Annotated in this window: 21 protein-coding genes; 11 read left to right on the top strand and 10 right to left on the bottom strand. The window is 64.4% G+C overall.

Annotated elements, in window-relative coordinates; genetic code table 11:
* Positions 1-75: 75 nt before the first annotated feature.
* The 3 genes from B0G74_RS02310 to B0G74_RS02300 form a co-directional block, all read right to left on the bottom strand.
* Positions 76-801: a DUF2968 domain-containing protein gene (locus B0G74_RS02310; RefSeq protein ID WP_132373488.1), complete on the bottom strand. Its 726-nt coding sequence runs from the start codon at positions 799-801 to the stop codon at positions 76-78.
* A gap of 529 nt (positions 802-1,330) precedes the next feature.
* Positions 1,331-2,830 carry a type 1 glutamine amidotransferase gene (locus B0G74_RS02305; protein ID WP_132373487.1) on the bottom strand — a complete coding sequence of 500 codons (1,500 nt, stop codon included), beginning with the start codon at positions 2,828-2,830 and terminating at the stop codon, positions 1,331-1,333.
* Positions 2,831-2,978: 148 nt separating this feature from the next.
* Positions 2,979-4,736: a cation:proton antiporter gene (locus B0G74_RS02300; RefSeq protein WP_132373486.1), complete on the bottom strand. Its 1,758-nt coding sequence runs from the start codon at positions 4,734-4,736 to the stop codon at positions 2,979-2,981.
* A 205-nt stretch (positions 4,737-4,941) separates the two neighbouring features.
* Here B0G74_RS02300 and B0G74_RS02295 point away from each other — a divergent pair, with 205 nt between their 5' ends.
* The 10 genes from B0G74_RS02295 to guaD all read left to right on the top strand — a co-directional run bounded on the left by B0G74_RS02295 (position 4,942) and on the right by guaD (position 17,841).
* Positions 4,942-5,628, top strand: a complete 687-nt coding sequence (locus tag B0G74_RS02295; protein ID WP_132373485.1) for a DUF2848 domain-containing protein — start codon at positions 4,942-4,944, stop codon at positions 5,626-5,628.
* Between the two features lie 7 nt (positions 5,629-5,635).
* Complete coding sequence (locus B0G74_RS02290; protein ID WP_132373484.1) at positions 5,636-6,985, top strand: MFS transporter; 1,350 nt, start codon at positions 5,636-5,638, stop codon at positions 6,983-6,985.
* 67 nt (positions 6,986-7,052) lie between these two features.
* Complete coding sequence (locus B0G74_RS02285; RefSeq protein WP_132373483.1) at positions 7,053-7,733, top strand: GntR family transcriptional regulator; 681 nt, start codon at positions 7,053-7,055, stop codon at positions 7,731-7,733.
* Positions 7,734-7,821: 88 nt separating this feature from the next.
* Positions 7,822-9,201: an amidase gene (locus B0G74_RS02280; RefSeq protein WP_132376819.1), complete on the top strand. Its 1,380-nt coding sequence runs from the start codon at positions 7,822-7,824 to the stop codon at positions 9,199-9,201.
* Positions 9,202-9,300: 99 nt separating this feature from the next.
* A complete protein-coding gene (locus tag B0G74_RS02275) occupies positions 9,301-9,810 on the top strand; it encodes a disulfide bond formation protein B (RefSeq protein WP_132373482.1) in 510 nt (169 codons plus the stop codon).
* A gap of 377 nt (positions 9,811-10,187) precedes the next feature.
* A complete protein-coding gene (gene xdhA, locus B0G74_RS02270) occupies positions 10,188-11,735 on the top strand; it encodes a xanthine dehydrogenase small subunit (RefSeq protein ID WP_207915609.1) in 1,548 nt (515 codons plus the stop codon).
* On the top strand, positions 11,735-14,140 hold the full coding sequence (gene xdhB, locus B0G74_RS02265) for a xanthine dehydrogenase molybdopterin binding subunit (protein WP_132373480.1): 2,406 nt from the start codon (positions 11,735-11,737) through the stop codon (positions 14,138-14,140). The genes xdhA and xdhB overlap by 1 nt, the downstream gene beginning before the upstream one ends.
* Positions 14,141-14,235: 95 nt before the next feature.
* Positions 14,236-15,252 carry a xanthine dehydrogenase accessory protein XdhC gene (xdhC, locus tag B0G74_RS02260; protein WP_132373479.1) on the top strand — a complete coding sequence of 339 codons (1,017 nt, stop codon included), beginning with the start codon at positions 14,236-14,238 and terminating at the stop codon, positions 15,250-15,252.
* Between the two features lie 68 nt (positions 15,253-15,320).
* Positions 15,321-16,373, top strand: a complete 1,053-nt coding sequence (locus tag B0G74_RS02255; RefSeq protein WP_132373478.1) for an adenosine deaminase — start codon at positions 15,321-15,323, stop codon at positions 16,371-16,373.
* 103 nt (positions 16,374-16,476) lie between these two features.
* Positions 16,477-17,841, top strand: coding sequence for a guanine deaminase (guaD, locus tag B0G74_RS02250; RefSeq protein ID WP_132373477.1), 1,365 nt, complete (start codon positions 16,477-16,479; stop codon positions 17,839-17,841).
* 83 nt (positions 17,842-17,924) lie between these two features.
* Here the strand turns inward: guaD and B0G74_RS02245 are convergent, their stop codons facing one another.
* Positions 17,925-19,169: an NAD(P)/FAD-dependent oxidoreductase gene (locus tag B0G74_RS02245; RefSeq protein ID WP_132373476.1), complete on the bottom strand. Its 1,245-nt coding sequence runs from the start codon at positions 19,167-19,169 to the stop codon at positions 17,925-17,927.
* Positions 19,170-19,304: 135 nt separating this feature from the next.
* On the opposite strand from B0G74_RS02245, the gene B0G74_RS02240 reads away from it, so the two are divergent.
* Complete coding sequence (locus tag B0G74_RS02240) at positions 19,305-20,033, top strand: class I SAM-dependent methyltransferase (protein ID WP_132373475.1); 729 nt, start codon at positions 19,305-19,307, stop codon at positions 20,031-20,033.
* A 118-nt stretch (positions 20,034-20,151) separates the two neighbouring features.
* Here the strand turns inward: B0G74_RS02240 and B0G74_RS02235 are convergent, their stop codons facing one another.
* Genes B0G74_RS02235 through B0G74_RS02210 form a run of 6 tightly spaced genes read right to left on the bottom strand, consistent with a single transcriptional unit; the run spans position 20,152 to position 24,789 of the window.
* A complete protein-coding gene (locus B0G74_RS02235) occupies positions 20,152-20,595 on the bottom strand; it encodes an excinuclease ABC subunit A (RefSeq protein WP_132373474.1) in 444 nt (147 codons plus the stop codon).
* A 60-nt stretch (positions 20,596-20,655) separates the two neighbouring features.
* Complete coding sequence (locus tag B0G74_RS02230; protein WP_132373473.1) at positions 20,656-21,078, bottom strand: signal peptidase; 423 nt, start codon at positions 21,076-21,078, stop codon at positions 20,656-20,658.
* A 39-nt stretch (positions 21,079-21,117) separates the two neighbouring features.
* Positions 21,118-22,359 (bottom strand): beta-ketoacyl synthase N-terminal-like domain-containing protein, encoded by a 1,242-nt coding sequence (locus tag B0G74_RS02225; protein WP_132373472.1) that lies wholly within the window; start codon positions 22,357-22,359, stop codon positions 21,118-21,120.
* Positions 22,356-23,582 (bottom strand): beta-ketoacyl-ACP synthase, encoded by a 1,227-nt coding sequence (locus B0G74_RS02220; RefSeq protein WP_132373471.1) that lies wholly within the window; start codon positions 23,580-23,582, stop codon positions 22,356-22,358. The genes B0G74_RS02225 and B0G74_RS02220 overlap by 4 nt, the downstream gene beginning before the upstream one ends.
* Positions 23,582-24,307, bottom strand: a complete 726-nt coding sequence (locus B0G74_RS02215; protein ID WP_012434023.1) for a 3-ketoacyl-ACP reductase FabG2 — start codon at positions 24,305-24,307, stop codon at positions 23,582-23,584. Before B0G74_RS02215 ends, B0G74_RS02220 begins: the two co-directional genes overlap by 1 nt.
* Positions 24,304-24,789: a hotdog family protein gene (locus tag B0G74_RS02210; protein ID WP_132376818.1), complete on the bottom strand. Its 486-nt coding sequence runs from the start codon at positions 24,787-24,789 to the stop codon at positions 24,304-24,306. Before B0G74_RS02210 ends, B0G74_RS02215 begins: the two co-directional genes overlap by 4 nt.
* Positions 24,790-24,819 lie beyond the last annotated feature (30 nt).

Genomic DNA, 24,819 nt, shown 5'->3' with positions numbered 1-24,819 from the left:
CGTAGTACAAAAAAAGCCCGGACATTCACGAATTCACGAATTCACGAATGGCCGGGCTTCTTTGCGTTGATGCATTTACTTCTGAATCGGCAATCCCATTTCGGTTTGCCGCTGCAATTGCATCACTTCGCCCTGCACCTGGCGCAACTGCGCCTGCGCCCTTTCCTTGTCCGCGTGCAGCGCGGCCGCTTCGCCTTGCGTTTGACGCTGATAGTCGTTGACCTTGGCCTGCTGGGTGCGCGCCACGTCGAGATCGGCTTGCAAGCGTTTCGCGCGATCTTCGGACATGGCAATGACGTCTTCGATGTAGGCCTTCTGCGCCTGCAACTGCGTGCGGCGAATTTCGACATCCGCGAGTTGCGCGGTCTGCTGGGCAAAGCCCGCATAGATCGCTTCCGCGCGCGCCGCGTCCTCGGACTTGATCACCCGCCAGAAATGCTTGTTCTGAAATAACGCGACGTAGTACGTCATTTCCCGCGGATAGAAAAACAGACTGGCGCCGTAGCTGCCGTTATACGTGGTGCGTAGTTCGCTCAGCTTCGCGTCGTGAATCATCTGCATCAGTTCGGCGACGTTACCTTGCGCATCGCCGGCCGTGGCCGGCGCGGCCGACGTGGCTGATGCCGCGTTGCGCAGCGCATCTGCGACGGGCTGCGGCGTCAGGGTGTTGATGGCCGGCCGTGTGCCGACCATCGGCGCGGCCTCGTCGCCTTGCGCGGCCAGCACGAAACCGCCCTGCTGCAACAGCGCACACGAGGTCGCGAGCAGCATGGCGCGCCGTACTAATAAGGGGTACTTCATACGTGCATGCTCCATGCGAATCCAAAACAGCCGCAGATTATCGCGCGGATTCGCATTTAAGCGAAGCATTCAAATGCCACACAGACGGACTTTAAATCGAGATAAATCGCCAGCGAATGATTTGATCAAGTCGGCCCATCCATCGCGAAATAAACGAGTTCGGATAAGACGAAAATGCGATGTTCCGTCTCGTGCGGACGAATCTGAATTTACGCTAGGGTTGTACGAATTCAGCCGTAAGTGAATTCGCAATATGGAGATAGAATGACTGATACTGACATACGCGCACTCGGATCAAGAAAAACCTCGCATTCCTGACTATCTATCCCGATATCGGCGAGATGTCCGCGACTCCGAAAACTAGAAATGCCGCGCGAATCAGTAGACTGATACAAACGGCGAACGAGAAGCCAGCCATCAAAAACAGCAAGAGAAAAACACAAAAGGCGCACCGCTGCAAACCGCAGCGATGCGCCTCTAACAAACCAAACGTTCGGCCATCCAACCCCAACTCACCGGCCCGGCAACCTCAAAACCGCGTCTCGCGCGCCACGCGCAGGAACGTATCGAGCAATGGCGTGCAGTCGAGCAACTCCGGACCGCCCGCGCGATGAAACTCCGGATGCCATTGCACGCCCATCACGAACGGCGCGCGCCGGTAGCGCACGGCTTCGATGATGCCATCTGACGCCGACACCGCTTCGATATTGAGATCGCGGCCGAGCGTTTTGACCGCCTGATGGTGGATCGAGTTGACGATCGCATCGCGCCGGCCCGGGAACATGTTGGCGAGCGTCGAACCGTCCGGAAAGTGAATCCCGTGCCGATGCTGATCGTAGTTCTCATTGACGTGCGTACCCGCGGTCGGCACATCGGTGGCGATGTCCTGATACAAGGTCCCGCCGAACGCCACGTTGATCAGTTGACAGCCACGGCACACGCCGAGCACCGGCTTGCCCGATTCGACGAACTCATGCAGCAGTTCGAGTTCATACATGTCGCGCACGCGGTCGCCGGGCCACTCGTGGCTGGTTGCCTGTTCCGCGTAAGACTGCGGCGAGACGTCGGCGCCGCCTTGCAGCAGCAGCCCGTCGAGATGCTTCGCATAATCGCGCAAACGGATATTGCTCGGATGCAGCATGCCCTGATGACCGACCGTCGGGATCATGAACACCAGCACGTCGCGCGACATCACCCAATGCGCGATCGATTCCTCGAGATACTGCAGCGTCTTGCCGCGCAGACCCTTCGCGCCCGGCTCCGGATGGAAGATGCGCGCCGACACGCCGATGCGCAGCGTACGCTGCGTAATCCGCTGGCCTGCACGATCGAATAACTGGCGCGCGCGCGCCGCGACGATCCGGCCGAACACGGTCCACGCCGAATCGTTGTGCTTCAGATAGCGTGGCGGCGACGGCGGCAATGCATTGGGCGGCGGCGGGTTGGACGCGGTGAAGTCAGGCGCCGCGCCGAAACCGGGCGGCGGCGAGCCAGCCCGACGTTCGGACGAGGCCGAGACCTCTTCGACCACGGTAGCGTCTTCAACGGAACTGACCAGTTCGCCGTCGACAGGTTCGCTGCTTCCGACCGTCGGCGGCGGTCTCATCGCATGGACGCCGGCACGCCGCGCTTCATGTTCATGAACCGCCGCCTCCTGCTTCGCGGTGGATGCCGCAGCCGCGCTGCGTGCTTCGGCCGCATCGCGTTGCCGCGCCGTTTGCGGATCGGTGGGCGTGACGGCCGACGCGCTGTCGGGATCGTCCGTCGACGATCGCACGGCAGCCGCCTCGGCGGCCGGCGTCGCGGTGGACGCAGCGGGCGTAGGAGCGGTTGGAGCACCCGGCGGCGTTACCTTGTCCTTGATTGGAGACTGGATGGCATCTTCGTGCGAGAGGGGTAGCGAGGCTGCCGGATCGGCCGGCGCGGAGCCGGGTGTCGACACGCCGGGCGTTCCGGACGGCGCGGGCGACGGCGAAGGCGGCGTAGGATTGCCGGGCTTGCCGGCATTTTCAGGTTTGTTTTCGCTCATGACAGTCAGACAGGCGCCTTCACGCGAACGAATGAATATGCCCTGATTATCCGCTAGCGAGGCAAGCGCCGCAAACCCGCACACAATTGCTCACATTGTTGCGGGGCCATGAGGAACCCAACCTGGAGAACCGCGCGGCAAGTCTGACTTAAGGATCCGGCTGCTCTTCAAATGTCTCGCGCAAGGCGATCTGCATCGCCGCGTGGATTTTCACGCACCAGCGCCAGACCAGCGCCAGCAGCAACGCGGCGCAGACCAGCACCGCGGCAAGCAGGCCGGTCGGCGGCAGAATGCCGCCGGAAAGCGCCGCGACCAGCAGAAACACGCCGACCATCGAGACCACCGGCACCAGATCGGAGATCGCGTAGCGGATCGCGCTCGTGAAGCGCCCCGCCGTTGCCGGTTGCACGCTGACTTCGGCGAGCAGCAAGGCGAGTGACTTGGTCTTGCGATACACCGCCACCAGAAACGGCATCGACACGACCAGCGCGACGCTCCATAACACCACGCGCTGCATCGGCTCGGAACTCAACCAGTGCGCGAGCCACGCGCTGGTATAAGGCGCGCTATACGACACGGTCAGAAAAATCGCGGCGACGAGCGCCAGATTGACGGCGATCTGCAGAATGATCCGCCGCGTCATGCTGAACAAAGTGGGTTCACCGCTTCCCGTGCTCAAGCTACGCAGCCATTGTCCATACATGCCGAACACGTTAGCGAGCGTGCGCGGCATGGCGTGACCGAGGCGCTGGGTCAGCGGGTCGGCCGCGCGGATCAGATACGGCGTGAACAGCGTGGTCAACGCGGACACCGCCACCGCGATCGGATACAGAAACGCGCTTGTCACCTTCAGCGTCAAACCGAGCGACGCGATGATGAACGAGAACTCGCCGATCTGCGAGACGGTCATGCCGACGCGCATCGCCGTGCGTCCGTCCTTGCCGGCGAGAAAAGTGCCGAGCCCGCACGACACAATCTTGCCGACGATCACCGCGACCGTGATCACCGCGATCGGCCACGCGTAATCGACCAGCACGGCCGGATTCAGCATCAAGCCGATCGTCACGAAGAAGATCGCGGAAAACGCGTCGCGCAGCGGCGCGATCAGATGCTCGATCCGATGCAGATGGCGTGATTCGGCCATGATCGCGCCGATCAGGAACGCGCCGAGCGCGATGCTGTAGTCGAGCTTCACGACCAGCAGACAGAAGCCGAAGCAGAACCCGAGCACCGAGACGAGCAGCATCTCGTCGCTCTTCGCGCGCGCCACGTAGTTCAAGGCGCGCGGCACGACCAGAATGCCGACCACCAGCGACACCGTCATGAACAGCAGCAGCTTGCCGAGCGTGACCATGGCGACGCCCGCGCTCAACTGCCCCGTCTGCGCGATGCCTGACAGCAGCACCAGCATCGCGATGGCAAGAATGTCCTCGACGATCAGAATGCCGAACACCAGTTGCGCGAAGCTCTCGCGTTTCAGGCCCAGTTCGGAGAGCGCCTTGACGATGATGGTGGTCGACGAGATGGCGAGGATCGCGCCGAGGAACAGCGAATCCATCGAACTCCAGCCGAACGCGCTGCCGATCTCATAACCGATCCACAGCATCAGCACGATCTCGGAGAGTGCTGCGACGATCGCCGTCGCGCCGACCTTGAAGAGTTTGCGCAGGCTGAATTCGAGGCCGAGCGAAAACATCAGGAACACCACGCCGAGTTCGCCGAGCGTCTGAATGGTCTGCTCGTCGTGGATCAGCTGGAACGGCGGCGTGTACGGCCCGATGATCACGCCGGCGGCGATGTAGCCGAGCACCACCGGCTGTTTCAGGCGATGGAACAGCACGGTGACGACGCCGGCGAGCGCCATCACGACCGCCAGGTCCTGAATGAAGCCGATGCCATGGTGCATGGATGCATTCCTTACAAAAAGTAATGTTGAAGAACGCAGTTTAACAAACCAACGCGACAAGCCGCCGCGCGCCAATGTCTGTACGGCATCGGACTGCCGTCGAGCCGCACTTCTCATCCGGCACGCAGAAGAATGTTTTTGACACGCTGGACTCCTGTGAAATATCACAATAATATTTGCAGCATATTTTCTTTGGAGTCCAGCAATGCAGCAGGTGTCCTTCAATGTTGTAGACCGTTCCGGCGGCAGTCGCGCCGAGATCGTCGAGGTGAATCGTCTGACTATTGCCGGTTGGGCCGGCCGCGATCAGGCCGCGATCGAGCATCACATCGCCGAACTGGCTGAACTGGGCGTGAAGCGGCCGTCCACCACGCCATGCTTCTACCGCCTTGGCGCGGAATTGCTGACGCAGGCCGAGCAGATCGACGTGGTCGGCGTGAAGTCGAGCGGCGAAGCCGAATGCGTGCTGGTGCATTCGAAAGCGGGCCTGCTCGTCAGCGTCGGTTCGGATCACACCGACCGCGAAGTCGAGGCCTATGGCGTCACTGTCTCCAAACAGATCTGTCCGAAGCCAGTGGCACGCGACGCCTGGCGTTTCGACGATGTCTCCGGTCACTGGGACCAGCTCGAACTGCGCGCTTACGCAGTGACAAACGGCGAGCGGCGCGTCTATCAGCAAGGCAGCGTGGCATCGTTGCTGCCGGCCGCCGATCTGCTCACGCGCGCGCCGCTCGCGCAAGGCGCGGCGATGTTCTGCGGGACGCTGGCGGTACAGGGCGGCATCGTCGGCATGGCCGACGGCGACGCGCTTGAACTCGAATTGCACGATCCCGTCCTGAACCGCACGCTGCGCCACGCCTATCGCGTGCGCGCGCTACCTATCGTCGAATGAGGCACCCATGAATTCCCCTTCGCTATCCGCCGCCGACGCGTCTTCCGACGCGTGGCTCGAAGCCGCCGCCCTGCGCAAGATCACGTGGCGCATCATGCCGTTCCTGTTTCTCGTCTACGTGCTGTCGTATCTGGACCGCGTCAACATCGGTTACGCGAAGCTGCAGTTCACCGGCGACCTCGGCCTGTCGAACGCGGCGTACGGACTCGGCGCGGGGATCTTTTTCTTCGGCTATTTCGTGTTCGAAGTGCCGAGCAATCTGCTGCTGAAGAAGTTCGGCGCGCGCGCCACGATCGCCCGCATCACGATGCTGTGGGGCCTGCTGTCGTGTCTGATGATGTTCGTGCGCTCGGAAACGATGTTCTACGTGCTGCGCTTTTTCCTTGGCGTCGCCGAAGCCGGTCTGGTGCCGGGCGTGGTGCTCTATCTGACCTTCTGGTTTCCGTCCGACCGGCGCGCGCGCATGGTCGCCGTATTCATGGCGGCGATTCCGGTGGCGGGCATCATCGGCGCGCCGTTGTCGGGCTTTCTGATGTCGGCGCTGCATGAAGCGCACGGCTTGCGTGGCTGGCAGTGGATGTTCCTGATCGAAGGCATTCCGTCCATTCTCGCCGGCTTCTGGGCGCTCGCCGTGCTGCGCAACACGCCCGCCGAAGCCGCCTGGCTCAGCGACGACGAAAAGCGCGTGATTCTCGGCCGTCTCGCGCGGGAAAACTCCGCTGCCGCGGCGGCCGGCGCGGAGCATAGCCTCTCGGTGGCGTTGCGTTCGGGCCGCTTCTGGCTGCTCACGCTGATCTATTTCTGTCTCGTCACGGGCAATGCGGGCTTTTCGTTCTGGCTGCCGCAGATCGTCAAGGATCTGGGCGTGACGAACCTCGTCACCAATGGCTTCGTCACCGCGATTCCGTATCTGGCGGCGGGCATCGGGATGATCCTGATCGGGCGCTCGTCGGACATCACCGGCGAGCGGCGCTGGCACTACGCGGTCTGCTGCTTCATCGGCGCGGCGGGCCTGCTCGGCAGCGCCTCGGTGACCAACTCGATTCCGCTTGCCGTCACCGGCTTGTCGATCGCGTATATCGGCATTCTGGCGGGCTTCGGCATCTTCTGGTCGATGTCGACGACCTTCCTGCAAGGCTCGGCCGCGGTCGCCGGGATTGCCGTGATCAATTCGATCGCGAACCTTGCGGGCTATGTGAGCCCGTATGTGCTCGGGATCGTCAAGGACGCGACGCATAGCGTGACGTTCGGGCTCGTGCTGATCGCGGGGGCGCTGATCGTCGGCGGGCTGGTCACGCTGATGATGCCGCGTGTGAAGGTGCAGCATGCGGCGACGGTTTCGCCGAGCCGCGCCTGATTTGCCCGCGTCGTACACGCAAAACCTTGCTCTACAATGCGGACGACATCGCCCGCTTCCACTTCACATGACGCTTTTGCAGACTGCCCGCCCTTCCACGCCCGCCCGCGCGACCGCTGCCGCGAGTCTCGCCGAGCAGGCCTATGCGTTCGTCAAGCGCGAGATCATCACCATGCGCCTGCGGCCGAGCGAGGTGCTCAACGAAGCGGAACTGATGGCGCTGACCGGGATCGGCAGAACGCCGGTGCATCAAGCGCTGCATCGGCTGGTGCACGAAGGCATGCTGACCATCATGCCGCGCAAGGGCATCATGGTCCGTCCGGTCTCGCTCGACGACGTGCTGGCGATCATCGACGTGCGCCTCGTGAACGAAAGCTACTGCGTCGAGCTGGCCGCGCGCCACGCGCAACAGCACGACTACGACGCGATGCAGGCGCTGCTGGACCGCTCGGCCGTGTGCGTCGCCGCGCACGATATCGAAGGCATGATGGATATCGACCGCGAGTTTCATCTGGCGATCTCGGCCGCCTCGCGCAACCCGGTGCTGGCCGACATCCTGCGCGGGCTGCACGAGCGCTCGCTGCGCTTCTGGTTCATTTCGCTGTCCGAGCCGCATCATCTGGAAGACGTGCACGAGGAACATCTCGAACTGTTTGGTCTGCTGCGCGAACGCGATGCCGAAGGCGCGCGGCAATCGGTGCAAAAGCATATCGAAGCGTTTCGCGCGACACTCTTCAATCGCATGTGATCGACCGCATTCAAGCCACCGCATCCAAGCTCACGCATCTAGCCCAATGACCGGCATTGCCCGGTTCAACCGGATTTCTACCGACATCATGGCCACTGAATTCACACCCTTTCCGCCGCTAGCCCAACTTGCCGCCGACCTCGCCACCGGCCGCACGACGAGCCGCGCGCTCGTCGAGACTGCGCTCGAACGGATCGCCGATCCGGCCGGCCAGGGCGCCGCCGTCTTCATGCACGTCGATGCCGACAGCGCCCGCGCCGCCGCCGACGCGCACGACCGTCTGCGCGCCGCCGGCACCGTGCTTTCGCCGCTCGCCGGAATTCCGGTGTCGGTCAAAGACCTGTTCGATATCGAAGGCCAGCCGACCCGCGCCGGTTCCACGGTGCTCGCCGACGCCCCCGCCGCCAAGGCGGACGCCGTCGCGGTCGCGCGTTTGAAGCGCGCGGGCGCCGTGATCGTCGGCCGGACCAATATGAGCGAGTTCGCGTTTTCCGGACTTGGCCTGAACCCGCACTACGGCAACCCGCTGTCGCCGTACCAGCGAGGCGTGAAGGGCGACGAGCGGATTTCGGGCGGTTCGTCGTCGGGCGCGGCGGCTTCCGTCGCGGACGGCATGGCGGCCATCGCGCTCGGCACCGACACCGGCGGCTCGATCCGCATTCCGGCTGCCCTTTGCGGCCTGACTGGCTTCAAGCCGACCGCCGACCGGATTCCCAAACAGGGCGGCGTGCCGCTTTCGTCGACCCTCGATTCGTTCGGGCCGATCGGCATTTCCGTGGCGTGCTGCGCACTGGTCGACCGCATGCTGGCCGGGCTCGAACCGCGCATTCCGACCGCCCGTCCGCTCGAAGGCGTGCGCCTCGGCGTGCTGACCAATTTCGTCACGGACGGCGTCGAGCCGGCGGTCGCTGCGGCGATCGACACGGCGCTCAAGCATCTGGAAGCGGCCGGCGCGATCGTCAGCGAAGTTCGTTTCGCGCCGCTCGACCGTTTGCCCGAGATCAACCGCTTCGGGTTCTCGCCGATCGAAGCGTATGCGTGGCATCGTCCGTTGCTGGAAAAGCATCGCGACTTATACGATCCGCGCGTGCTAGTGCGCATTCTGAAAGGCCAGCCGGCCAGCGCCGCCGACTATCTGGACCTGCTCGCCGAACGCGAGGCGATGCTCGCCGAGGCCGCCCGCACGCTGTGGCAGCGTTTCGACGCAGTCGTGGCGCCGACGGTGCCGGTGGTGCCGCCGCGCGTCGCCGAACTGGTCGACGACGATGACGCCTTTGGCCGCACCAACGCGTTGATTCTGCGCAACCCGAGCGTGTTCAACTTCCTCGATACGTGCGCGCTGTCGCTGCCGTGCCATCTGCGCGGCGACGCTCCGGTCGGCCTGATGCTGGCCGGCGCGCCGCACGCCGACGACGCCCTGCTGGCCATTGGCCGCGGCGCCGAAGCGGTGCTCAAGGCGATTCGCTGATCAGGAAATACGTCGTAAAAGCAGGATAAGCTGGGGGGCGGGGTTCGCGCTAGAATCGCGGGCACCCGCCCTTTCCGTTTCGAGACAGCCACACGATCCATGAATAACGACACTGCAATGCTGCGCCGCGAGCGCTCCCTGCTGGTTCTGCTTGGCCTGATCTGCGTTGCCCTCGTGGGCGGCGCGCTGTATCTGCAGTATTTTCTGCACGAAGACCCGTGCCCGTTGTGCATCATCCAGCGGTATTTCTTCCTGCTGATTGCGATCTTCGCGTTCCTCGGCGCGCGTTTTAACAGCTGGCGCGGTGTGCGTCTGCTGGAAGTGATGGCGGCCTTGTCGGCGCTGGCCGGTATCGTGACGGCCGCGCGCCATGTGTATGTTCAGGCGAATCCGGGCTTTAGCTGCGGCTTCGACGCGCTGCAGCCGCTGGTCGACAGCTTGCCGCCCGCGCATTGGCTGCCGGGCGTGTTCAAGGTCGCCGGGCTGTGCGAAACGGCCTATCCGCCGATTCTGGGTCTGACGCTGCCGCAATGGTCGCTGGTCGCATTCGTGATCGCTTTCATCCCGTTGGCGCTGACGCTGGTCCGCAATCGTCGCCGGATCGCCTGATTAGCGGTTTTTTGCCCTGCTTTGCCGCAAGAGATAACGCCGGATTGCGTGCCGCCCAATAAGGCGGCCCGAGATTCGGCGTTTTTTTTGCCCGCAACAACCGTGTTTAGCGGCGCAATGACCGCCCGTTCCCCCCGCAACACCCCACCCCGCCTGGCTTTCCGCCTTCCGTCCCGTCTCACGCAACTTCCCGCCTTAGCGTGAATCGTACTTATCTCATGACCGCTTCCGAATAAGCTTCATGCGACATGGGAAATATTTTTGGGACAAGGTAATGCTATCTTCGGAATTGGATGGCGATCTACGTGCGCGAGGCCGGCTTTGGCGCGACCCCATGCGTAACGCGCGCCCGGTCCGCACTGTCTTTCGGATTCGCCATGACAACGCAAACCATCCGCTTTTATCACCAGGGGTCCATCCGTGAGGTCGCGGGCGTCCCTGCGTCGCGCACCGTGCTGCAGCACCTGCGCGAGGATCTGCATTGCACCGGCACCAAGGAAGGCTGCGCGGAAGGCGACTGCGGCGCCTGCACGGTCGTCATCGGCGAACTGGATGCGCACGGCGACCTCGCGCTGAAAGCGGTCAACGCCTGCATCCAGTTCCTGCCGACGCTGGACGGCAAGGCGCTCTTCACGGTCGAAGACCTGCGCGCCGCCGACGGCGCGCTGCATCCCGTGCAACAGGCCATGGTCGATTGCCACGGTTCGCAATGCGGCTTCTGCACGCCCGGCTTCGTGATGTCGATGTGGGCGCTGTACGAAAACCAGCCGGCCGCCGCCGGTCTGCCCACCCGTGATGAAATCAACGCCGCGCTCTCCGGCAATCTGTGCCGTTGCACCGGCTACCGGCCGATCGTCGACGCCTCGCAGAAGATGTTCGACTATCCGCAATACCCGCGCGTGACGCTCGACCGTCAGGCCGTGGTGGATCAATTGCGCGAGCTGCAACGGCGCGACACCTTCGAATACCGTGCGCCCGACACGCGCGGCGCCACGTTCGGCTCGCCCGCCTTTTATGCGCCGATCTCGCTCGACGCATTCGCCAAACTGCGCACCGAACATCCGCACGCACGGCTGCTGGCCGGCAGCACCGACGTCGGCCTGTGGGTCACCAAGCAATTCCGCGATCTCGGCGACATTCTGTATATCGGCAACGTCGCCGAATTGAAGACGATCGAGCGTGATGCGCAGACGCTGACGATCGGCGCGGCCGTCACGCTCGAAGACGCGTACGCGGCGCTCGCCGTCGACTACCCCGAACTAGCCGAACTGTGGACGCGTTTCGCGTCGCTGCCGATCCGCAATGCCGGCACGCTCGGCGGCAACGTCGCGAACGGCTCGCCGATCGGCGACTCGATGCCGGCGCTGCTTGCGCTCGGCGCCGAAGTCGTGCTGCGCCGCGGTCCGAAAACGCGCACGCTGCCGCTCGACGCGTTCTACCTCGGCTATCAGAAGACCGCGCTCGCCGCCGGCGAATTCGTCGCGGCGCTGCGCGTGCCGCGCCCGGCGGGCAATCTGCGCTTTCGCACCTACAAAGTGTCGAAGCGCTACGATCAGGACATCTCGGCCGTGTGCGCGGCATTCGCACTGCACCTCGGCGAAAACGGGACCATTCAGCAGGCGCGCATCGCGTTCGGCGGCATGGCGGCCACGCCGAAGCGGGCCGCGCAAACCGAAGCGGTCCTGAATAGCGCAACATGGGACGAAAGCACCGCGCGGCAAGCCATGAATGCGCTAGTCGCCGATTACCAGCCGCTCACCGACATGCGCGCTTCGAGCGCCTATCGACTGAAGGTGGCGCGCAACCTGCTGTGGCGTTTCCACCTCGAAACGCGCGATGACGCGCCGCTCGCCCTCTTCGACGTGAATGCGTTCGCGTTCGAAGCCGGCGCGCCGGACGCCGCCGTTGCGAAGGAGCCGTCGTGATGAACCGGACCGATGCTTTCGTCGAACACGCTGCGAGGCACGTCGCTCACGAAAGCGACGCATCGATCGGCGTATCGTTACCGCATGAATCGGCCGCGCTGCATGTGAGCGGCGAAGCCACTTACACGGACGACGTACCCGAGTTGCAAGGCACGCTGCATGCTGCGCTCGGCCTGTCGCGCCATGCCCATGCGCGGATCGTGTCGATGGACCTCGACGCGGTCAGGAAAGCGCCGGGCGTGATCGCCGTACTGACCGCCGAAGACATTCCCGGCGAGAACAATTGCGGCCCGGTGCTGCACGACGACCCGATTCTCGCCGTCGATGAAGTGCTGTATCTCGGCCAGCCGGTGTTCGCCGTGATCGCCGAAAGCCACGAGTTGGCCCGCCGTGCCGCCGCGCTGGCAAAAAGCGACGACGTGGTCCGCTACGAACCGCTCGAAGCCATCCTCACGCCTGCTGATGCAAAGGCTGCGAAGCAATTCGTGCTGCCGCCGCTGCATCTCAGACGCGGCGAGCCGGATGCGAAGATCGCCGCCGCACCGCATCGCATCAGCGCCACGTTTGAAGTGGGCGGCCAGGAGCAGTTCTATCTGGAAGGCCAGATCGCGTACGCCGTGCCGAAGGAAATGGACGGCATGCTCGTCTACAGTTCGACGCAGCACCCTAGCGAAATGCAGCAGGTGGTCGCGCATATGCTCGACTGGCCGGCGCATAACGTGGTGTGCGAATGCCGGCGCATGGGCGGTGGCTTCGGCGGCAAGGAATCGCAATCGGCGGTGTTCGCCTGCGTGGCAGCGCTGGCGGCGAAACGGCTGCGCCGCCCGGTCAAACTGCGCGCCGACCGCGACGACGATTTCATGATCACCGGCAAGCGCCACGACGCGGTCTACGCGTACGAAGCGGGCTTCGACGACAGCGGCCGCATTCTCGGCGCGCGCGTCGAAATCGCGCTGCGCGCGGGCTATTCCGCCGACCTCTCCGGCGCCGTCGCCACACGCGCCGTCTGCCACTTCGACAACGCGTACTACCTGTCCGACGTCGACATCGTCGCGCTGTGCTGCAAGACCAACACGCAGTCGAACACCGCGTTCCGCGGCTTCGGCGGTCCGCAAGGCGCGCTCGTGATGGAAGTGATGCTCGACAGCATCGCGCGTCAGTTGAACTGCGATCCGCTCGACGTGCGCCTCGCCAACTACTACGGCATCGGCGAGCGCGACACGACGCCGTACGGACAGCGTGTCGAAGACAACATCATCGCGCCGTTGACCGATGAGCTGCTCGGCACCAGCGACTATCGCGCGCGCCGCAAAGCGATCGCCGCCTTCAACGCAAGCAGTCCGGTGCTCAAGCGTGGCATCGCGTTCTCGCCGGTGAAGTTCGGCATCTCGTTCAACGTACCGTTTCTGAATCAGGCCGGCGCGCTGGTGCATGTGTACAAAGACGGCTCGGTGCTCGTCAATCACGGCGGCACGGAGATGGGCCAGGGGCTCAACACCAAGGTCGCGCAAGTGGTCGCCAACGAGTTCGGCTTGCCGCTCTCACGCGTGCGGGTCACGGCAACCGACACATCCAAGGTCGCGAACACGTCGGCGACCGCGGCTTCCACCGGCAGCGACCTGAACGGCAAAGCCGCCGAAGCCGCGGCGAAAACAATTCGCGCAAGGCTCGCGGAACTTGCGGCCAAACAACTCGGCGGTGCGGCGAACGACGTGCAATTCGCCAGCGGCGAGGTGTCGGTGAACGGTGGAGCAATGCCCTTCGAACAACTGGTCGGCGCCGCCTATCTGGCGCGCGTGCAGTTGTGGTCGGACGGTTTCTACACGACGCCGAAAGTGCATTGGGACGCGAAAACGCTGACCGGTCATCCGTTTTATTACTTCGCATATGGCGCGGCGGTCTCGGAAGTCGTGATCGACACGCTGACCGGCGAATGGAAACTCGTGCGCGCGGACGTGCTGCACGACGCCGGCCAGTCGATCAACCCGGCCATCGACATCGGCCAGGTGGAAGGTGGCTTCATTCAGGGCATGGGCTGGCTCACCACTGAGGAACTCTGGTGGAACCGCGATGGCCGTCTGATGACGCACGCGCCGTCGACCTACAAGATTCCGGCGGTGAGCGACACGCCCGCCGCGTTCCACGTGCAGCTCTATCAGAACCACAACGCCGAGCCGACCGTGTTCCGCTCGAAGGCCGTCGGCGAACCGCCGTTGCTGTTGCCGTTCTCGGTGTTCCTCGCGATTCGCGACGCGATCGCGGCCGCCGTGCCGGACGCGCAACAGGCGCCGGCGTTGCGCGCACCGGCCACGCCCGAAGCGATTCTCGACGCGCTGGACGCCTTGCAGCCGCCGGCCGCGCCGCAACCGGCAACGGAACCGGCGGCGACCGACACGACAGCTTGAGAAAATAACCCGCGGCCCGACGCGACACGAACGCGAGAGGCCACACTCAACCGGCCGCACGGACACCCCGCGCGGCCACGCATGGAGAACGCCGGATGCAGCCCTGGCTACCTGACCTGCAACAACTGCTCGCGCACGGCGATGCCGCCGTGCTGGTGACGGTCGCGCGCGTCGAAGGTTCGGCGCCCCGCGAAGCCGGCACCAAGATGATCGTTACGCGCGATTCGGCGAAGCACACCATCGGCGGCGGACACCTCGAATGGAAAGCCATCGAGACCGCGCGCCAGGTGCTGCGCGACGGCATGCGCTCGCCGCACATGCGCCGCCTGGAGCGCTTCGCGCTCGGCCCGAGCCTCGGGCAATGCTGCGGCGGCGCGGTGATTGTCGCGTTCGAGCGGCTCGACGTGGGCGACCTCGGCTGGATCACGTCGCTGGCGAAACGCGTGGCCGCCGGCCTTTCGACGGTGCGTAGCGTATCATTCGGCCCCGCACCGGATGCGGTGATGCTGTCCGACCCCGAGCCGGGCGTCGACGCCGCTGACTGCCTGCTGTGGGACGGCGCGGGTTTCGACGACAGCGGCGCGCTGCTCACCGAAACCATCGCGCCCGGCGACTTCTCGGTCGCGCTGTTCGGCGCCGGTCACGTGGGCGCCGCGCTGGTTCGCGTGCTGGCCACGCTGCCTTGCGTGGTCCGCTGGGTGGACGAACGCGACGCGCAGTTTCCGCCCGCGGAATCGCTGCATGCGCCGAACGTGAAGATCGATCCAAACGACGCCCCCGACGAAGCCATCGACCAGGCCGCGCCAAACACGTACTTCATCGTGATGACGCATAACCATGCGCTCGATCTCGAGTTGGCCGAGCGCATTCTGCGGCGTGGCGACTTCGCGTTCTTCGGCATGATCGGCTCGCACAGCAAGCGCAAGCAGTTCGAACACCGGCTGGCCGCGCGCGGTCTCGATCCGTCGCTGATCGCGCGCATGAAGTGCCCGCTCGGCGTGGACGGCATCGTCGACAAGTCGCCGGAGATCATCGCGATCTCGGCGGCGGCGCAGGTGCTTCAGGCCGTCGAGGCGAACGCGGGCATGCATCACGCCACGCAGACGGTTTGAAGCGCGGCACGTCGACACAACGCTTACGCATCCGGCCCGAACCGACTCCAACGAAAACCTGACCGACCATGACTACAACGACCGCTACCCCCACGCCGCTGGCCGAAAAAACCGCCTTGGCACCGAAGGCCGAACTGCATATTCATATCGAAGGTTCGCTCGAACCCGAACTGATCTTCGCGCTCGCCGAGCGCAACGGCGTGAAGCTCACCTACGACTCGATCGAAGCTTTGCGCGCCGCCTATGCGTTCACCGACCTGCAATCGTTCCTCGACATCTACTATGCGGGCGCGAGCGTGCTGCTGCACGAGCAGGACTTCTACGACATGACGATGGCCTACGTCGAGCGCTGCCTCGCCGACAACGTGATTCACAGCGAAATCTTCTTCGACCCGCAGACGCACACCGAGCGCGGCGTGCCGATCGCGACGGTCGTGGCCGGCATTGAACGCGCGCTCGCCGACGCGGAAAAGCGCGGCATGACGAGCAAGCTGATTCTGTGCTTCCTGCGCCACCTGCCCGAAGACGACGCACTCGCCACCTTTGAAGAAGCGCTGCCTTTGTTCGATCAATACAAGCATCGCCTGATCGGCGTGGGTCTCGATTCGTCGGAACGCGGCCATCCGCCTTCGAAGTTCGAGCGCGTGTTCGCCAAGGCGCGTGCGCTCGGCCTGAAACTCGTCGCCCATGCGGGCGAAGAAGGCCCGCCCTCGTATATCTATGAAGCGCTCGATCTGCTGAAAGTGGACCGCGTCGATCACGGCGTGCGCAGCATCGAAGATCCGGCGCTCGTCGCGCGTCTCGCTGATTCGCGCGTCGCGTTGACCGTGTGTCCGCTGTCGAACCTGAAACTGTGCGTGTTCGACGACCTGACCAAGCACACGCTGAAAGACCTGCTCGATCGCGGTGTAGCCGTGACGGTCAATTCCGACGATCCGGCTTACTTCGGCGGCTACGTGAACGCCAACTATTTCGCCACCATCGACGCGTTGAAGCTCAACGATGCCGAGGTCTACACGATCATCCGCAACAGCTTCGAAGCGTCGTTCGTCACGCCCGAGCAACGCAGCGAACTGATCGCGAAGCTCGACGCGCACTGGCACCCAAGCGGTCCGCACTGACGGGCCGATGTATCGCAGCCGGCGGCGGCATGGGCTCATGTGCGAACCATGATCGAACCGTCGTCCGGACTGTGCAGCTTCCACAATCGGAGACGGTTTTTCCATGACTCAATCTGCCAACCCGGCCAAAGCAGCCCAATCGGCATTCCGCGCGCAACTGCTGACCTTCAACGGCGATCCCGCGCAATCGTCCAATGCGGCGGTCTTCAACGAGGACGGCCTGCTGATTGTCGAAGACGGCCATGTCGTCGCGGCGGGCGCCTATGCCGCGCTCGCGCCGCAACTCGCGCCCGGCACCCAGGTGCAGGAGATGCGCGACAAGCTGATCGTGCCGGGTTTCATCGATACGCACATTCACTATCCGCAGACGGACATGATCGCGTCGCCAGCGCCGGGTTTGTTGCCGTGGCTCGAGACGTACACGTTTCCGACCGAACGCCGCTTCACCGATCCGGCGTATGCACGCGACACCGCGAGCTTTTTCGTCGACGAACTGCTGGCGTGCGGCACGACCACGGCGCTCGTGTATTGCACGGTCCATAAGGAATCGGCCGACGCGCTCTTCACCGAGAGCGAAGCGCGTAATCTGCGCATGGTGGCCGGCAAGGTGCTGATGGACCGCAACTGCCCCGAGTTCCTGCGCGACACCGCGCAATCGGGCTACGACGACAGCGCCGAGCTGATCGGCCGCTGGCACAATCGCGGCCGCCAGATGTACGCGCTCACGCCGCGGTTCGCGCCGACCTCGACCGAAGCGCAACTCGAAGCGTGCGGCGTGCTGGCGGGCGAGCACCCGGACATCTTCATCCAGAGCCACGTCGCGGAAAATCACGATGAAGTGAAATGGGTCGCCGATCTGTTCCCCGGTCACCGCAGCTATCTGGACATCTACGATCACTACGGTCTGCTGCGCCGCCGCGCGGTGTACGGCCACTGCATTCACCTCGACGAGGAAGACCGCAAACGCATGGCGCAAACCGGCACGGTCGCCTCGCACTGCCCGACCTCGAACCTGTTCCTCGGCAGCGGCCTGTTCGACTTCGACAAGGCCGATGAAGCCGGCATGCCGATCGCACTGGCGACGGACGTCGGCGGCGGCACGTCGTTCTCGATGCTGCAAACCATGAACGAAGCGCACAAGGTCGCGCGTCTGGGCGGCCATCATCTGACGGCCACGCGCATGTTCTATCTGGCAACGGGCGGCGCGGCCGAAGCGCTTGATCTGGCGGACAAGGTCGGCACGTTGAAGCCGAAGTCGGAAGCGGACTTCGTCGTGCTCGATCCGCGCGCGACGCCGCTGCTCGCGCGCCGCACTGCACGTACTGAAACGCTGGAGGAACTGTTGTTCGCGTTCGCGCTGCTCGGCGACGATCGCGCGATCTATGAGACGTATGCCGCCGGCAAGCGCGTGCATCGTCGCGACGATATGCGGCGGCATGCGTCGAGCGCGGCCAGGATCGCGGCTTGAGCTGAGTGATTTACGCAACTGAATGAAGAAACGGCGCTTCAATTTCGAAGCGCCGTTTTTTTGCCCAGCCTTCAGCAGCTAGCTCACCGCTGCATGCAAACCTCATGCAACGCATTCAACCGACGCACCGGATCCGCGACATACGGATTCGACTCATCCCACGCATAACCCGCCAGCACCGCGCTGATCATGCGTCGGATCGACGGCGTCTGGTCCGGATAGAAAATGATGTCCTGCAACGCACCGGAATACCAACGCTCGACGAAAGCGCGGAACGTATCGATCCCCTTGCGCAACGGCACGTCGTAAGCGGCCGACCAGTCGACCTGTGCGCCGTCCAGTTGCCGGTTCAAGGTCTGCACCGCGAGTTGCGCCGAGCGCAGCGCGATCGTCACGCCGGACGAAAACACCGGATCGAGAAACTCGCCCGCATTGCCGAGCAGCGCGTAACCGGGCCCATGCAGACGCTCCACGTTCGCCGCATAACCACCGATGTGCCGCACCGGCATCAGGAACGGCGCGTTGCCGATCAGGCGGTTGAGCGTCGGCTCCTGCTGGATCAGCGCGCGCAATTTCGTATCGCGCTCCGCCTCCGGCACGTCGAGGAAACTCGCCTCGGCGACACAGCCCACCGACGAACGTCCGCCCGCCAGCGGAATCATCCAGAACCACACATCGCGGTGTTCGGGATGCGTCGCCACGCAAATCTTGTTGCGGTCGGTCATGCCGGCCGGAATGCCGTCCTGTACATGCGTGAAGATCGCGGCGCGCGTCGGCATCCGCGTCGGCGCTTCGAGATTCAGCAGGCGCGGCAAAACGCGACCGAAGCCGCTTGCGTCGAACACGAAACGCGCTTCGATCTGATAGGCGTGATCCGCTTCGTCGACCACATCGACCAAAGGCGTGACGCCGGGATGAACCGCGCGCACGGTATGGCCGAAGCGCACGTCGGCGCCCTGCTCCGCCGCGCAGCGAATCAGAATATCGTCGAATACCGCGCGCTCGACCTGGTAGGTGGTGCCCCAACCCGGCGAATGCTTGTCGCGGAAGTCGAACGCCGACGACTGATCGCGATACACGAAATGCGCGCCGTTCTTGTACTGGAAGCCCGCTTCGACCACGGCCTGCAGCATGCCGGCCTCTTCGAGATAGGCCATGCTCTGCGGCAGCAGGCTCTCGCCGATGGAAAAGCGCGGAAAGTGCTGGCGCTCCAGCACCAGCACGGAACGCCCGGACTTGCGCAGCAATGCCGCCGCGACCGCGCCTGCCGGTCCGGCACCGATGATCACGACATCGACGGTCGTGCGCTTTGACGAATGTGTACTCAAATTTGCCTCAATCGTTTGGCTTGCCCGGAGCAGCGTTTCGCTGCATCCTTACGTCTCGTTACAATTGCACTTCAACGCCCCGAAGGGAGTCTTCGTGGGGCACAGCAAGAACGCTATTTCGCCGGGGAGCCCAGCGTGTCGCCATCCGAAACATCCAGTGTGCCATTCGTGCCGGAAACCGCTTTCGGGATCTGGTTCCTGCGTACCTACACCTGGGAACATCATGTGCTGCGGGTCGCGATCAACGACCTCCAACGCCTGCTCGACACGCCCTTGCCCGAGGCGCCGGTGATCGTCGACGTCGGCTGCGGCCAGGGCATTTCCTTCCGTCTGCTCGCCGAGGCGTTCAAGCCGCGCCGCCTGGTCGGCATCGACTTCCACGAGCCGTCGTTGACGCTTGCCGCTCAGGCAGCGAGCGCCTGCCGCGACAAGCTAGCAGAGATCGAGTTGCTGCACGGCGACTGCGCGAAACTGCCGCTGCCCGACGCGAGCGCCGATATCGTGTTCTGCCATCAAACCTTCCATCACCTCGTCGAACAGGACCGCGCGCTCGCCGAGTTCCGCCGCGTGCTCAAACCGGGCGGCGTGCTGCTGTTCGCCGAATCCACCGACGCGTACATCAAATCGTGGGTGATCCGGCTGCTGTTCCGTCATCCGATGCACGTGCAAAAAAGCGCCGACGGCTACCTCGACATGATCCGCCGCGGCGGCTTCAGCTTCAGCGAGCGCAATGTCTCGCTGCCCTACCTCTGGTGGAGCCGCGCGAAAGACTTCGGTCTTCTCGAACGGCTCGGCCTGACCCATCCGCAACCCGGCAAGCGTCGTGAAACGCTGGTCAATGTGGCGGCGGTCAAAGCCGGTTAATGCGCAGCAAGGCGCGGGCCAGGTGCGGAAAAACAGCGCGAGGCGGCGGCGCATGCCGCCTTCCAGCTTTCCCCGCGCGCATACGTGCTTCCCCGTACTGACTTGCGCCGACCGGGTGTTACTTGCGCAACGTCACCACTTCGCCCGTCAACGCGACACCGGCGATCACCGCGCCCGCGCCGCAGGTGTACTCAGTCGCGCTCTCACGCAATTCGTTCTTGTAGTTGCTCTTGATATTGATCACCGCGTTGCCGGCTTCCTTGCGCGCGCGTTCCTGCAACTCGATCACCGCCGAGAGGAACACGTGCTGGCAGGCTTGCAAATCGCTCTTGCCGAACGCGTTGGTCTTCTTGTTGGTCGCGAATTCGCCTATCGTCTTCACGACAGACGGATGGCGTTGGCCCGCGAAATACAGTGCGATGTCTTCGCTCACTTTGCCGGGTTCGCTTTGCAAGGCCTGATCGACCGGATAGTTGTTCACCGTATCGCGGGCAAAAGCCGGCGTGGCGCTCAGCGTGGCAAACGATGCAAACAATGCGGCAAACAGCAGATGGCGTTTCATTGAGACTCCTTGGTGGTTGTTGTTGCTCTGTGAGTTCTATTTCAATCGGCCCGATTCGGCTCAGTTCGATTCCAGCACGACGAGCTGGCCGCTTACAGCGATCGCGGCGGCGCTCGGACTGACGCCGCAAGTGAATTCGGTCGACGAGTTGCTCTCGGTGCTATGAAAACGCGTCGACACATCGATCACGGCATTGGCGTGGCGTTCGCTGGCCGCGGCGCGCAGCTTCTGCACGGCTTCGGCGAGCGCTTCGTGGCAAGCGTCGTCGGGACCGGCGACCTTGCGCGCGATCCGCACGGAGTACGACACGTCGCCCAACCGGCTCTTGACCGCCGGGTGGTCCTGCTGACCGAAATACACCGGCACGTTGCCGCGCGATTGGCCGCCCGCCGCCGCGAGCGGCAGCGACTTCACCTGCGTGGCGCAACCCGCCAGCGTCAGCGCCATGACTGCCAGCGCGCCCAATGCACCTGCTCTTTTCATTCTTATCGCCCTCGTTGTTTTATAAAGTCGCGGCCGTTTTCAGCCGCCCTGCCATGCTTCGAACATCAGGCTCGCGCAACTGCCGCCGAACCCGTACGACACCGACATCGCCGTGCCGATGCGCGCCTCGCGCGTCGTGCGCACGAGCGGCATGCCGTCGAGAGCCGGCTCCCGCGTGTCGATATCCGCCGTGCCCGCGATGAAACCGTCGCGCATCATCAGCAGCGTGTAGATCGCCTCGTGCGCGCCGCACGCGCCGAGCGGATGCCCCGTCATACCCTTGGTCGACGAAAACGCCGGCACGCGATGATCGAACGCCGCGCCGAACACCTCGTTCAACGCATGCAGTTCTTCCAGGTCGCCGAGCGGTGTCGACGGTGCGTGCGTGTTGACGTAGTCAGGCCGTTTGCCCGCTTCGTTCAGCGCGCCGCGCATGGCCCGCGCGATCCCCGCTGCGCGCGGCGTGACCATGCCGCCGCTGTCCGTGCAGTCGCCGAAACCGGTGAGCTCCGCGTAGATCCGCGCGCCGCGTGCAAGCGCGTGATCGAGCGATTCGAGCACCAGCACGCCACCGCCCGACGCGATCACGAAACCGTCACGCTCCGTGTCGTAGGGACGCGATGCCTTCTGCGGTGTGTCGTTGAAGCGGCGCGACAACGCGCCCATCGCGTCGAACATCAGGGTCATGTTGTCGTGCAGCGATTCGCTGCCGCCGGCCAGCACGATCTGCTGTCGGCCGGTCTGGATCAATTGCATCGCCTGCCCGATCGCGAGCGCCGAAGTCGTGCACGCCGACGACGGTGAATAGCTGACGCCTTCGAGCCCGAACACCTGCGCGACGTTGGCCGACGCGGTGCTGCTCATCGCATGCGGCACCGTGTACGGCGGCACTTTGTCGACGCCACGGGCATGCGCGATCGCCATGGCCGCGTCGTAAGTGGACATGTTGCCGACGCCCGAACCGATCACCGTGCCCACGCGCGGCGAGCGCAACTGCGCCGCGTCGAGTCCCGCATCGTCGATCGCCTTGCGCGCGGCATGACACGCGAAGCGCGCGGTGTCGCCCATGAAGCGTTCGAGCTTGCGCTCGAACGGCGGCTCGTGCGCGACCGAGGCGACGCCTGCGACCTGCGAGGCGAAGCCACGCTCGCGCCACGCGTCGATCCGCTCGATCCGCGAGCGGCCCTCGCGCAAGGCAGCGGAGACTTCATCGAGCGTATTGCCGAGACACGACACGATGCCCATGCCGGTCACGACCACGCGTTGCAAAGCCACGCTCATCGGACACGCCTGAAAATCAGCGACGTGTTGATGCCGCCGAACGCGAAGTTGTTGCTCATCACGTATTCGGCGTCGATCTCACGCCCCGTGCCGACGATGTAATCGAGCGACGCGCAGGCCGGATCGACGTTCTCCAGGTTCAAGGTCGGCGCATACCAGTTGCGCTTCATCATCTCGATGGTCCACCACGCTTCGAGCGCGCCGCACGCGCCGAGCGTGTGGCCGACATAGCTCTTGAGCGAGCTGATCGGCATGCGCGCGCCGAAGGTCTGTGCTGTCGCATGGCTTTCGGCGATGTCGCCGCGATCCGTCGAGGTGCCGTGCGCGTTCACATACTCGATCGCTTCAGGCGGCAGTTGGGCGTCGTTGAGCGCGAGTTGCATCGCTAGCGCCATGGTTTCGGCGGTCGGCTGGGTCATATGCGCGCCGTCCGAGTTGCAGCCGAAGCCGACGATCTCCGCGTGAATCCGCGCACCGCGCGCCACTGCATGCTCGTATTCCTCGAGCACCAGCGTGGCCGCGCCTTCGCCGACCACGAGGCCGTCACGCGCGGCGTCGAACGGACGCGGCGTCAGATGCGGTTCGTCGTTGCGCGTGCTGGTGGCGTACAGTGTGTCGAACACGGCGACAGCCGGCCCTGACAGTTCCTCCGCGCCGCCGGCCAGCATCAGCGTCTGCTTGCCGCTCTGGATCGCTTCGTACGCATAGCCGATCGCCTGGCTGCCCGACGCGCACGCACACGAGGTCGGAATGATCCGCCCTTTCAGATCCCAGAACAGGCTGACGTTGACCGCGGTGGTGTGCGGCATCATCTGCACGTAGCTGTTCGACGTGACGTCGCTCATCGAGCCGGTTTCGAGCATCGTGCCGAACGCGCGGATCGGCTGCACCGAACCGGACGACGAACCATACGCGACGCCCATGCGGCCGTCCTTGATGGTGGCATCGTCGGCGAGGCCCGCGTCGGCGAGCGCCAGTTCGCTGGCGCGCACCGAATACATCGACACCGGACCCATCGAGCGCGTCTTCTTGCGCGGATAATGCGCGGGCGCCGTGAAACCCGGCAACGGACACGCGAGCCGCGTATGCAGCGATTCGAAGTAATCCCACTCGGGCATGCGGCGCACGGCGTTCACGCCGCTCTTCAAACGCGTTTCGATCACGTCCCAGCTATCGCCCAACGCCGTGACGCCGCCCATGCCGGTAATGACGACGCGCTTCATCAGATCATCCCGCCGTTGACGCCGATCACCTGACGCGTGACATACGAGGCCGCATCCGACATCAGGAAGCTGACCACGGACGCCACCTCGGCAGGCTGGCCGACGCGGTTCATCGGCACCGTTTTCAGCGCCTGCTCGAGCGGCATTTCGTCGAGCATGCCGGTCTCGATCAGACCCGGCGCCACGCAATTGACGGTGATGTTGCGCGACGCCAGTTCGACGGCGAGCGCCTTGCTCGCGCCGATCAGGCCGGCCTTCGCCGCGCTGTAGTTGACCTGGCCGCGGTTGCCCATCACGCCGGACACCGAAGCGATGGTGACGATGCGGCCGCCCTTGCGGGCGCGCACCATCGGCATGGTCAAGGGATGGACGACGTTATAGAACGAGTCGAGACCGGTTTCGATCACGATGTCCCAATCTTCCTCGGTGAGCGCGGGGAACGCGGCGTCGCGCGTCACGCCCGCGCTGCACACGATGCCGTAGTACGGGCCGTGCGCCGCGACGTCTGCTTCGAGTACTTCGCGGCACACGGCGCGCTCGCGCACGTCGAACTGCAGCACGCGCGCCGTGCCGCCCTGCGCGGCGATGCCCGTCGCAACCGCGTCCGCTTCACTGCGTCCCGTGCGGCAGTGCACGGACACCGCGAAGCCGTCGGCAGCCAACTTGTACGCAATCGCGCGGCCGATGCCGCGGCTTGCGCCGGTAACGAGAACACGCCGGCTCATGAACTGAAACTCCCTTCTATGAATGACTGAAAATCGCGCGGTTGAAAAACCTTGATGACGGCTTCGGCGCAACTCGCGTCGCCGTGCCGGATCGTGCATTCGTAGGCGCCGTGGCCCTCTTCGCTGCGCAGCAGTTCCGCGACGTGGATCGACAACTGCGCGCCGCCCGCGAACGACGGCTGCAATGCCTTGTAGCTGCGCGAACCGAGCAGCACGCCGGGCCGCGCGCGGCCGCCGCCGCGCATGGCCAGCAACGCGACGTGCGCGGCGATCGCCTGCGCCATCAGTTCGATGCCGATCCACGCGGGCATGGCGCCGTCGGCGTCGGCATACCAGGCGTCCGCGCGCACCGTGGCGCGCGCGCTGAGCGTTTCTTCGCTGAACGTGTCCACGGCGTCGATCAGCAGCATGGTGCCGCGATGCGGGATGATCGCTTCGATCGGCTGCTGGACGAGTTCGTCAACGGTGGGCGTCGGGTTCATCGCTTGGTTCATCGGGCAACTCATCGGGCA

This window comes from Paraburkholderia sp. BL9I2N2, from assembly GCF_004339745.1.
In the GTDB taxonomy this organism is placed as follows: domain Bacteria; phylum Pseudomonadota; class Gammaproteobacteria; order Burkholderiales; family Burkholderiaceae; genus Paraburkholderia.
This window is presented reverse-complemented; position numbering and strand designations above follow the sequence as displayed.